This window comes from Spirillospora albida, from assembly GCF_000718255.1.
GTDB classification, from domain to species: domain Bacteria; phylum Actinomycetota; class Actinomycetes; order Streptosporangiales; family Streptosporangiaceae; genus Spirillospora; species Spirillospora albida.
The window spans coordinates 156,176-166,763 of the sequence record NZ_JOFJ01000012.1 but is presented as its reverse complement, the minus strand read 5'-3'; the positions used below and the strand labels follow the sequence as shown (position 1 = coordinate 166,763).

General features: G+C 72.0%; 9 protein-coding genes, 1 tRNA gene and 1 pseudogene. 7 read left to right on the top strand and 4 right to left on the bottom strand.

Annotated features, from left to right (window positions below):
* Positions 1 to 13 precede the first annotated feature (13 nt).
* The gene (locus IE99_RS0117025; RefSeq protein WP_245623239.1) at positions 14 to 2,062 is read left to right on the top strand and encodes a UvrD-helicase domain-containing protein; all 2,049 of its coding nucleotides are present in this window, start codon (positions 14 to 16) and stop codon (positions 2,060 to 2,062) included.
* 211 nt (positions 2,063 to 2,273) lie between these two features.
* On the opposite strand, the gene IE99_RS0117020 is transcribed toward IE99_RS0117025, so the two are convergent.
* Positions 2,274 to 2,347, bottom strand: a tRNA-Arg gene (locus tag IE99_RS0117020).
* A gap of 178 nt (positions 2,348 to 2,525) precedes the next feature.
* Here IE99_RS0117020 and IE99_RS0117015 point away from each other — a divergent pair.
* The 4 genes from IE99_RS0117015 (at position 2,526) to IE99_RS0117000 (ending at position 6,321) form a co-directional block, all read left to right on the top strand.
* Positions 2,526 to 3,434 carry a cobalamin biosynthesis protein gene (locus IE99_RS0117015; RefSeq protein ID WP_030171207.1) on the top strand — a complete coding sequence of 303 codons (909 nt, stop codon included), beginning with the start codon at positions 2,526 to 2,528 and terminating at the stop codon, positions 3,432 to 3,434.
* Positions 3,431 to 4,924, top strand: coding sequence for a cobyric acid synthase (locus IE99_RS0117010; RefSeq protein WP_030171204.1), 1,494 nt, complete (start codon positions 3,431 to 3,433; stop codon positions 4,922 to 4,924). The genes IE99_RS0117015 and IE99_RS0117010 overlap by 4 nt, the downstream gene beginning before the upstream one ends.
* A 71-nt stretch (positions 4,925 to 4,995) precedes the next feature.
* Positions 4,996 to 5,634 carry a DUF1444 domain-containing protein gene (locus IE99_RS0117005; protein WP_030171201.1) on the top strand — a complete coding sequence of 213 codons (639 nt, stop codon included), beginning with the start codon at positions 4,996 to 4,998 and terminating at the stop codon, positions 5,632 to 5,634.
* Positions 5,635 to 5,676: 42 nt separating this feature from the next.
* A complete protein-coding gene (locus IE99_RS0117000) occupies positions 5,677 to 6,321 on the top strand; it encodes a LysE family translocator (protein WP_030171198.1) in 645 nt (214 codons plus the stop codon).
* Between the two features lie 2 nt (positions 6,322 to 6,323).
* Here the strand turns inward: IE99_RS0117000 and IE99_RS32720 are convergent, their stop codons facing one another.
* Positions 6,324 to 8,090, bottom strand: coding sequence for a serine/threonine-protein kinase (locus IE99_RS32720; protein ID WP_051712591.1), 1,767 nt, complete (start codon positions 8,088 to 8,090; stop codon positions 6,324 to 6,326).
* A gap of 88 nt (positions 8,091 to 8,178) precedes the next feature.
* Between IE99_RS32720 and IE99_RS0116990 the strand changes: the two genes are divergently transcribed.
* Complete coding sequence (locus IE99_RS0116990) at positions 8,179 to 9,135, top strand: alpha/beta hydrolase (protein ID WP_051712590.1); 957 nt, start codon at positions 8,179 to 8,181, stop codon at positions 9,133 to 9,135.
* Here the strand turns inward: IE99_RS0116990 and IE99_RS33100 are convergent.
* Positions 9,132 to 9,890 (bottom strand): hypothetical protein, encoded by a 759-nt coding sequence (locus tag IE99_RS33100; RefSeq protein WP_030171189.1) that lies wholly within the window; start codon positions 9,888 to 9,890, stop codon positions 9,132 to 9,134. The two genes, IE99_RS0116990 and IE99_RS33100, sit on opposite strands and share 4 nt — an antisense overlap.
* Here IE99_RS33100 and IE99_RS33095 point away from each other — a divergent pair.
* Entirely contained in the window at positions 9,864 to 10,187 is a 324-nt protein-coding gene (locus IE99_RS33095) for a hypothetical protein (protein ID WP_169744441.1), read from the top strand. The two genes, IE99_RS33100 and IE99_RS33095, sit on opposite strands and share 27 nt — an antisense overlap.
* A gap of 28 nt (positions 10,188 to 10,215) precedes the next feature.
* On the opposite strand, the pseudogene IE99_RS33660 reads toward IE99_RS33095, so the two are convergent.
* Positions 10,216 to 10,524, bottom strand: a pseudogene (locus tag IE99_RS33660) (protein kinase family protein); the annotation flags it as partial.
* Between the last annotated feature and the right edge of the window lie 64 nt (positions 10,525 to 10,588).

The window sequence follows — 10,588 nt, the reverse complement described above, 5'->3', positions numbered from 1 at the left end:
CCTGGAGAAAACGGTGCGCAAGTCCGTCGATGAGGCGATCGCCCGGTTCGAGCACCACACCTTCGCGGGCCTCCACCTGGAGAAGCTCCACGCCGCCGAAGACCCCAACGTGCGCACCATCCGGATCGACGGGGGCCGGCGCGGCATCGTGCTCAAACCCGAGACGGGCGACGTCTACTGCCTCATCGCGGTGATGGAGCACGACGCCGCCATCAAGTATGCCAAGAGCCGCAGGTTCAGCGTGAACCAGAGGCTCGGCGTCCTCGAGGTCCGCGACGCGACGGCACTCGCACAGGTCAGGCCCGCGCTCGACGCCCTCGCGCGGACGCAGCCCGAACGGCTGTTCGCGGCCTACGGCGACGGCGAGCTGATCAACCTCGGGCTGGACGCGGACGTGCTCCCGATCGTCCGCCTGCTGACCAGCGAGGACCACCTGGCGGCACTGGAGAGCATGCTCCCCGAGCCGCAGTACCTCGCGCTCGTGGCCCTCGCCAGCGGGATGACCCCGCAGGAGGCGTGGGAGGAGATCTGCCGGCTCCTGCCGGACGCCTCGCCGCCCCCCGCCGTGGACACCTCCGACCTGGTCACGGCCATGGAGCGGTCGCCGGGCGACGTGGTGTTCGTCTCCGGCCCGGACGAGCTGGCGCAGATGCTCGCCCACCCCTTCGACCTCTGGCGCGTCTTCCTGCACCCGGCCCAGCGCAGGCTCGCCCTGCGGCCCTCCTACAACGGAGCCGTCCAGGTCACGGGAGGAGCGGGAACCGGGAAGACGGTCACCGCCCTGCACCGCGCCCGCCACCTCGCCGAGCGGGGCTCGCCCGTACTGGTGACCACCTTCACCACCACCCTCGCCGACACCCTCGACGACCAGCTCGACCTCCTCATCGACGACCCGGACGTCCGCGCCCGGATCGAAGTGGTCAACATCGACAAACTGTCCTACCGGATCGTCAAGGACGCCGCCGGGCACAATCCCAAGATCGCGGGCGGCGCCGAAATCCAGGCCCTCTGGAACATCGCGATATCGCAGACCGAGACGCCCTACTCGGCGGCGTTCCTGCACCGCGAGTGGGAGCAGGTCATCCTGGCCCAGGACCTTTCCGGCCGGGAGGCGTATCTCGGCTCCACCCGCCGCGGGCGCGGCAAAGGGCTCAGCCCCGCCCAGCGGGAGAAGGCATGGGCGGCCATCTCCCGGTTCCTGGAACTGCTGGCCGAGACGGGCGCCCGCACCCACATGCAGATCGCGGCCGAGGCCGCGCGCGTCCTGGCCGCCGAAGCCGCCCCGCGCTACCGCCACATCATCGTCGACGAGGCCCAGGACCTGTACCCCGCGCAATGGCGGATCCTCCGCGCCGCCGTCGCGCCGGGGCCCGACGACCTGTTCATCGTCGGCGACCCCCACCAGCGCATCTACGACCACCGGGTCTCGCTGAAGAGCCTCGGCATCACCGTCACCGGCCGCAGCCACAAACTGAAGCTCAGCTACCGCACGACCGCGGAGATCCTGAACTGGGCCGTCCGCCTCCTCGGCGTCGAACCGGTCGCCGGGCTGGACGACAGGCAGGACAGCCTGGCGGGGTACCGGTCGTCCCTGCACGGGCGGCGCCCGGTCGTCCAGGGATTCCCCGACCGCGACGCGGAACTCGACGCGCTCGTCGAGCAGGTCAGGGCCTGGCTCGACGCCGGGGTCGAGCCCCACGCCATCGGGATCGCCACCCGCTTCCTCAGCGCCGCCGGCAGGACCGAGCGGGCCCTCGCCGCCGCGGGGATCGGCACGGCGTCCCTGGCGGCCGGCGGGTCCGCCCAGGACAGCGTCCGCGTCGGCACGATGCACCGCATGAAGGGCCTGGAGTTCCGCTGCGTCGCCGTGACCGGGGTGAGCGCCGACGCCATGCCGGCCGCCGTCGTCCTCACGGACCCCGACGAGGACCCCGCCACGCACGCCGACGACGTCCAGCGGGAACGCTGCCTGCTCTTCGTGGCCTGCACCCGCGCCCGCGACGCGCTCTACGTCTCCCACACCGGCGCCCCGAGCCCGTTCCTGCCGACCAGGGCCCGCTGATGTTCCGGGTCACCGACGCGGAGACCTCTACACCGCCGTCATGCACGCCTCCGGCGACGCCAACGAACGCCCGGAGACCAGTGCATCGACGGGCAACGGGACGTCGCGAACCAGCGCATCGAGGACGTGCCATGATCGCGGTCTGTGGTGAATAGGCTCCGGAATGCGTGCGTTCTTGCTGGTCAGGACCTGGGTGGCCTGGTTGTGGGGGCGCGCCCGGCAGGATTCGAACCCGCGACCGTCGGATTAGAAGTCCGATGCTCTATCCAGCTGAGCTACGGGCGCTCGGCGGCCCGGCGGGACGCCGGAACACAGTGTAAGGGTGCGCGTCCTCCGGCTCCACATCCATAACGGGCGTAACGGGCGGATGGCGCGGGTCGGGGGCAATATCTTGGGTCCCCTGGCGGTGGTCGTGGCGGTGTCGCGCACCGAGGGTGACGTTGGGTGCTCGGGAGGGGTGTCGATGCGGGTCTCGTCTGGAGGGCTGGCGGCCGGGGTGCTGCTGGACGCGCTGCTCGGGGATCCTCGGCGGTGGCATCCCGTGGCAGGGTTCGGGCGGGCCGCTTCGCGGGTCGAGCGCCTGGTCTACGGGGACTCGCGGGGGCAGGGGGTCGTCTTCGTCGGTGTGGTCGTCGGGAGTGCCGCGCTTTTCGGGGTCGGGCTCGAGCGGGTCGGGCGGGGACGGGTGGCGCATGGGATCGTCACCGCCGGGGTGACGTGGGCCGTTCTCGGCGGGACGTCGCTGGGGCGTGAAGGGCTGTTCATGGCCCGCGCGCTCGAGCGGGGCGATGTGAAGGCGGCTCGCGCGCGGCTTTCCCATCTGTGCGCGCGGGATCCCAAGGGGCTCGGGGCCGATGATCTGGCACGGGCGACCGTGGAATCGGTCGCCGAGAACACGTCGGACGCCGCCATCGCGCCGTTGTTCTGGGGAGCCGTCGCCGGGATTCCGGGAATGGTCGTCTACCGGGCCGTCAACACGCTGGACGCGATGGTCGGTTATCGGAATCCGCGCTACGAGCGGTTCGGGTGGGCCGCGGCGAAACTGGACGATGTCCTCAACTGGGTGCCGGCGAGGGTGACCGGTGCTCTGGTGGCCGCCTGTTCGGGGAGTCCGGACGCCTGGCGGGTGCTGGTGCGGGACGGCGGTGAGCACCCGAGCCCCAACGCCGGACGGTGCGAGGCGGCGTTCGCGGGGGCTCTCGGAGTGCGGCTCGGGGGCGTCAATTCGTACGGCGGGCTCGTCGAGCGGCGGCCTGAGATGGGGGATGGGCGCAAGGTGGAGGTCGCGGATATTCGTAAGGCCGTCCGGCTGTCGGCGAAGGTGACGTTCACGGCCGCGGCCGTCGCGGTGGTGGCGCGGTGGTGGCGGTGAGCGGGGCGCTGCTCGTCGCGGGGACGACATCGGACGCCGGGAAGAGCCTGGTGACGGCCGGGTTGTGCCGGTGGCTGGCGCGGCAGGGAGTGAAGGTCGCGCCGTTCAAGGCGCAGAACATGTCCCTCAATTCGATGGTCACGGCGGACGGGGCCGAGATCGGGCGGGCGCAGTTCATGCAGGCGCAGGCGGCCGGGATCGAGGCGCGGGCCGTCATGAACCCCGTGCTGCTCAAGCCGGGGAGTGACCGGCGCAGTCAGGTGGTGGTGCTCGGCAAGCCCATCGCCGATGTGGACGCGTTGCAGTACCGCGAGAAGAGGGAGTTCCTGCGGGGCGTTGTGCGGGAGAGCCTCGCGGAGCTGCGGAGCGAGTTCGACGTCGTCGTGTGCGAGGGGGCGGGGAGCCCCGCGGAGATCAATCTGCGCGATGGCGACATCGTCAACATGGGGCTCGCGAGGGACGCCCGCATCCCTGTCGTGGTGGTCGGCGATATCGACCGGGGTGGAGTCTTCGCCTCGCTCTACGGAACGGTCGGGCTGCTGGAGCCGGAAGACCAGGCGCTGGTCGCGGGATTCGTCATCAACAAGTTCCGCGGCGCCGTCGAGCTGCTCGAGCCCGGTCTCGAACAGCTGAGGGCATTGACGGGGCGTCCGGTATTCGGCGTCCTCCCCTGGCAGGACGGCCTCTACCTCGATTCCGAGGATTCCCTCGCCCTCGACAAGCCCGCCTTCGGCCCCGGGGCGCCTTTCGGGCGTGACACCCTCAGGATCGCCGTCGTGCGGTTCCCCCGCATCTCCAACTTCACCGACCTCGATGCGCTGGCCTGCGAACCCGGTGTCGTCGTCCGGTACGCGAACGGTGCGGGCGACCTCGCCGAAGCCGATCTGGTCGTCCTTCCGGGCAGCCGTGCCACCGTTCACGACCTGCGATGGCTGCGGGAGCGGGGAATGGCGGACGAGATCGTCCGGCGCCGCCTTCCCGTCCTCGGCATCTGCGGCGGCTATCAGATGCTCGCCCGGGAGATCCACGATGAGGTCGAGTCGGGCGCGGGCCGGACAGAAGGACTCGGCCTGCTCCCCACCCGTGTCGTCTTCCAGAAGGACAAGACGCTCGGACGCCCGGAAGGCAGCGCATACGGCGAAGAGGTCCGCGCCTACGAGATCCACCACGGCATCGTGGAGGTCGAAGGCGGCGAACCCTTCCTCGACGGATGCAGGCAGGGCGGTGTCTGGGGCACCACCTGGCACGGCGCGTTCGAGAACGACGCCTTCCGCCGAAGGTTCCTGACGGAGGTCGCGGAGCATGCCGGCCGCGATTTCACCCCCGCCCCAGACGTGACCTTCGAAGGCATCCGGCAGAGCGCCCTCGACACGCTCGCGGACATGGTGGAGCGCCATCTCGACACCGAGGCCGTCCGGCGGCTGATCGAACGGGGCGCGCCGGAGGGGCTGCCCGTGGTCGCGCCGGGTGGGGCGCCGCGCGCCGGGTGAGGCGGGGGAAACGGCTGTAGGCTGATCCATCCGGAGTCGGAGCCTGCGGAAGGCATCAGGAGGAGCGTCCCGTGACCGAGCCGCGGTCTGGTCTCGTCGTGCCGCTGATGAAGGCGCGGGTCCCCGCCGAGGTGCAGCTGGAGTTCCCGCTGCCGCCGGACGAGGAACCGGTCCGCGAGGCGTTCGCCGGGGATCTGTACGTCACCTACGCCCTGGAGATCGCGGACGAGGCCGCGCCCGACGGCCGCCGCTACGAGCATGTGGCCCGGCGGCACTGCGCCGCCCTCGGTGTCGAGCCGGGCGACCTGCGCCGGCTCGCGACGATCAACCTGCGGGACCGGCGTCCCGATCTCGTCCTCAGCTGGTACCCCGACGTCCGGGCCGTCACGGTGACGCTCGGCGACGGCCGGACGCCCGAGGGCGCGCCCCGCAGCGGCGGTCTCGAGGCCGCCCTGCTGCTGGACGAGGGGTTCCTCGACAAGCTGGCGCAGGACGTCGAGGGCGACCTCGTCGTGGCGGCCCCCGCGCGCGACGTGTTCGCGGCGTCCGGGACGGGCCACCCCGACGGGGTCGATAAGCTCCGCTGGGCCGTCGGCCAGATCTGGGCGGAGGGCGGTGCCGAGCCGGTCTGGCAGGTGTCGCCGTCGACCCTGCTGACGCATGAGCTGTTCGTCCGCCGCAACGGGTCCTGGGACGTCCTGCCCGCCTGATATCCGGTGGGATCGCCGCCTATGCGGCGTTAAAGTGCGCGAATGGTGTCACTGGAGCAGGTGCTGTCGTTCGGCGCGGTCGCGCTCGTCATCATTGTGATCCCCGGCCCGAACGTCCTGTTCGTCGTGGGGCGGGCGCTCGCGCACGGGCGCCGGACGGCCCTCGCCGGGGTGCTCGGCGGGGTCCTCGCGTCGGTGGTGCTGACCGCGGCGGTCGCGTTCGGGGTAGGTGCCGTCGTGGAACGATCCGTGATCGTGTTCACCACGTTGAAGATCGCCGGTGCGCTGTTCATCGTGTACCTGGGCGTCCAGGCCGTCCGGCATCGCGGATCGCTGCGGGACGCGGTCGGCGGCATCGACGGCGGCGAGACCCGGGGCGCCGGACGCGACCTGCTGCAGGGCTTCCTGGTCGGCGTCACCAACCCGAAGACGATCGTGTTCTTCGCCGCCGTCCTCCCGCAGTTCGTCGAGCGGGGGAACGGCCACGTCCCGCTGCAGATGGTCGTGTTCGGGCTGATCTTCGGGCTGCTCGCGCTGCTGTCGGACGGCCTGTGGGGCCTGGCCGCCGGGACGGCCCGCGCCTGGTTCGCCCGGTCACCGCGCCGCCTGGCCGCGATCGGCGGGACCGGCGGCCTCATGATGATCGGCTTGGGCGTCTCCATCGCGCTGACCGGCCGCAGGGACTGACCTCAGCCGGCGGACGGTCTCGGGCTCGCACCGTCGACGTCCGGGGACGTGGCACCCGCACCGGGGCCGAACGAGGCGAGTTCGAAGTCGTCGAACAGGCCCATCGGCCAGCCGGTGGCCGCGTTCGGTTTGGCGATGAGGAGGCCGGTCCGGCCGTTGTCGCCGCTGTCGCCCGCGTCGTCGGCCGTGACCCGCACGACCGGGTCGCCGTCCACCCACATGCCGAGCCGGACGGACGCGCCGTCCACCGCGCACGCGGCCTGGAGGCGGAGCTTGTCGTCGGGTTCGACCGTGCCGGTGGCGAGGGTCTTCAGGGTCATCGGGCCGTCCATGAGGGCGATGCGGGCGGAGCCGTCGGCGCGGACCAGGAACGCGAACCCGGTGTCCTCGTGCCGGTGGCAGAAGACGCCGGATTCGCCGCCGTGCGAGGCGGGGACGAGATCGACCTCGATGAGCTGCCGGCTGGGGATGTTCGGCGCCGGGGCGTCCACGACGGTGCTCGGCATGGGCGGATCCACCTGCATCGCGTACTTCCCGTCCTGGTAGGCGGCGTCCCAGGTGGCGGTGGCGTCATGCCTCCAGCCGGAGTCCTGCTTGTGGAACCGGTCGGCGAAGAGCCTCTCGCGCTCGTCCGGCGGGTCGCCGGTGAAGGCGCCGGACACCTTCCGCGCGCCGTCCGCGCCGGGGGTCTTCCCGCTCTCATCGAAGGGGTTGATCAGGCTGATCACGACCGCCACGGCCAAGAGGCCGAGCACGGCACCGATCCCCAGCAGGGTCTCGGGGCCTCGCCGGGGAAGGGGCCGCCGCGATGCCGCTCCGGAAGGCCGGGTCGGCGGATCGGCGTCCTGCGCGGTGGCGTGTGCCTGAGGGGGTGGGGAATCGACCGTCGTCGGCGGGGTCGGGGCCGTGAGGAGGGGCGGCGGCCCGGCCGGGGGCAGGGCCGGGGCGACCGGGGGCTCCTCCTCGCCGGTCAGCGTCTGGATCAGCCGCTTGACCGTCGGACGGGCCGCGGGCTCCTTCGCGAGCGCCCGGCTCACCAGGTCGCGGAGCGAGGCGTCCAGGCCGGTGAGGTCGGGGTCGGCGCTCGTGACCCTGTGGATGATCTCCGGGAGGGTGGCGCCGTCGAAGGGGACGCGGCCGGTGGCGGCGTAGGCGACGACGCAGCCCCAGGAGAACACGTCGGCGGCGGCGGTGATGTCGCCGCCGTGCATGATCTCGGGGGCGATGTAGGCGGGGGTGCCGACGAACTGGCCGGTGCGGGTGGGGCCGTCGGAGCCGGCGTCCAGGGCGCGGGCGATACCGAAGTCGATCACGCGCGGGCCGGTAGGGGACAGCAGCACGTTGGACGGCTTGAGGTCGCGGTGCACGATCCCGGCGCCGTGCACGGCGGCGAGCGCGGTCGCGATGTTGACCGCGAGGGCCTCCAGGTCACCGCCGCGCAGCGGGCCGCCCGCGCGGACGGCCTCGTCCAGCGAGGGGCCGTTCACGTACTCGGTCACGACGTAGACGGGGTCGCCGTCCAGGGACGCGTCCAGGACGGCGGCGGTGCAGAACCGCCGGACCTGGCGTGCCGCCGTCACCTCGCGGCGGAACCGCTCCTGGAAGTCGGGATCGTCCGAGAGGTCGGGGTTGATGACCTTGATCGCGACCTCGCGGCCCTCGGCGTCCGCGCCGAGGAAGACCGTCCCCATGCCGCCGCGCCCGAGGCGGGCGGTGAGCCGGTACGGCCCCAGCTCGGTGGGATCGCTCGGACGCAGCGGCGCGTGCATGCTGTGCGGCTCCTGGGGGGGAGGGGGTGTGACGGTCCCAGTCTCTCGGACGTCCGGCCCCGGCGGCGGGTTCCCGTACGCTTCCCCAATGAACGTCACCGCTGATGTGCTCGGGCCCGGCTACGAGGCGATCGAGCTGCCGATGGGACGGGACGCCGAGGGCGAGGTGGTGGCCACGCTGGTCCGCCGCCGCGCCACGGAGCCGTCACGCCGTGCCGTGCTCTACATCCACGGGTTCATCGACTACTTCTTCCAAAAGCACCTGGCGGACTTCTACACCGGCCTCGGGTTCGACTTCTACGCGCTCGACCTGCGCAAGTACGGACGCTCGCTGCGCCCGCACCAGACCCCGAACTACATCGACAGCATGTCGGACTACTTCCCGGAGATCGACGAGGCCGTCCGGATCATCCGGGACGTGGACGGCCACGGCGCCCTCCTCATGAACGGCCACTCCACCGGCGGCCTCATCGCCGCGCTGTGGGCCGACCGGGCGCGCGGCAAGGGCCTCGTGGACGCGCTGTTCCTCAACAGCCCGTTCTTCGACATCGCGGAGCCGCTCGTCATGCGCAAAATCGGCGCGGGCCTCGCGCGGGCGCTGCGCCCGCGGTTCCCCAAGGCGAAGCTCCCCGCGGGCGTGTCCGACCGGTATCCGCGCAGCATCCACAGCGAGCACGAAGGCGAATGGGAGTTCGACCTGGAGTGGAAGCCGCTCCTCGGATTCCCCGTTCGCGCGGCCTGGCTCGCGGCGGTGCGGCGCGGGCAGCTGCGCCTGCACAAGGGCCTCGACATCGACGTGCCGGTGCTGGTGATGGCGTCGACGCGCAGCGTCCGCCCGACCCGGCGGGTCCTGGACGTGACGGGCGCCGACGCCGTCCTCAACGTCGAGCACATGGTGCGCTGGGCGCCGCGCCTCGGACGGCACGTGACGCTCGTCCGCATCGACGGAGGGGTGCACGACCTCGTGCTCTCCGCGCAGCCCGCCCGCGACCGGGTGTTCGAGGAGCTGACCCGCTGGACGAACGGCTACCTGCCCGCGGACTAGTCCAGGATCTTCGACATGTCGAAGTCGTCGAAGTCGGCGACGACCTGCTGGGCCGCGTTGCCGCCGCGCTCGACCGTGATCCCCGAAGGCCCGTTGGGGAGGGGCTGGTCGGTGTCGGTGATGTCGAGAACCTGTTTATCGTTCACCCACAGCCGCAGCCGGACCTTTTTGCCGCCGTCCTGACTCTCGCAGGCGACCTGGAGCTTGTTGGTCTCCCCCTCGGCCCAGCCGGGGACGGAGTCGACGTTCACGAGCTCCTTGGTGCCGAGGTCGCCGTTGTTCTTGCGGATGAGCGCACCCTTGCCGTCGGCCCGGACAAAGATCATGTACTGCCGATCGCCGTTCTCGGTCGCCCTGGCGAGCATGCCGACGCGGGAGTCGGGAGCGCCCTGCTCGACCTTCACCGTCACGGTGGACAGGAGCCGGTCGGGAAGGTCCTGCGCGTCCTTGGGAGCCCCCCGGCTATGGGGGTTGTACGCGGAGTTCGTCTCGATGCGGAACTTGGCGTCCTTGTAGCCGTAGCCGCTGGTGAACTGGCCGCCGCCCCAGCCGGAGCCGTCCTGGGAGAAGTCGTCGCTGAAGACGGTGGCGAGCTTGCCGGGCGGGGCGTCCGACCCGAGGACATTGAATGCGACGACGGCCGCGACGATCAATGCGACCGCGGCCGCGGCCGCGCCGATGAGCACCGGCAGGGGCGGCTTGCCGCTCTTGCGGGAGGGAGGCGCGTCGTGGCGGGTCTCGTCGGCGCCGAGCATGGCCGTGGGCTGCTGGTGCGCGGCCGGCTGCGGGCCGGTGCCGGCGCGGTCGGGGCCGGCGTGCCAGGACGCCTGGACGGTCTCGGCGATCGCGGCCGGGTCGGTCTGGCCGTGCCCGACGAGGCGTCCGAGGAGGTCCTGGACGGTGGGGCGGTTGCGCGGGTCCTTGTCGAGCGCGGCGGTGACGATGTCGCGGAGGCCGGGGTCGAGGCCGTCGAGCTTCGGTGCGTCGTGCGCGACCTTGTAGAAGATCTCGGGGACGGAGCCGCGACGACAGCAGGACGTTCGCGGGCTTGAGGTCGCGGTGGACGATCCCGGCGCCGTGGATGGCGGCGAGCGCCGTCGCGACGCCGACCGCGAGGCCCTCGAGGTCGGAGCCGGGCAGGGGCCCCCGCTCCTGGACGGCCTGCTCCAGCGACGGCCCGTCGATGAACTCGGTGACGACGTAGAGGGGATCGCGGTCGAGTTCGGCGTCCAGCACGGGCGCGGTGCAGAACCGGCGGACCTGCCGCGCCGCCGTCACCTCGCGGCGGAACCGCTCCCGGAACGCGCCCTCGCCGGCCAGTTCCCGGTTGATGACCTTGACGGCGAGCCGCCGGCCGGCGCCGTCCTCGCCGAGGTAGACCGTCCCCATGCCGCCGCGGCCGAGCCGGCCGAGCAGCCGGTAGTGGCCGAGTTCGCGAGGGTCTCCGTCGCGC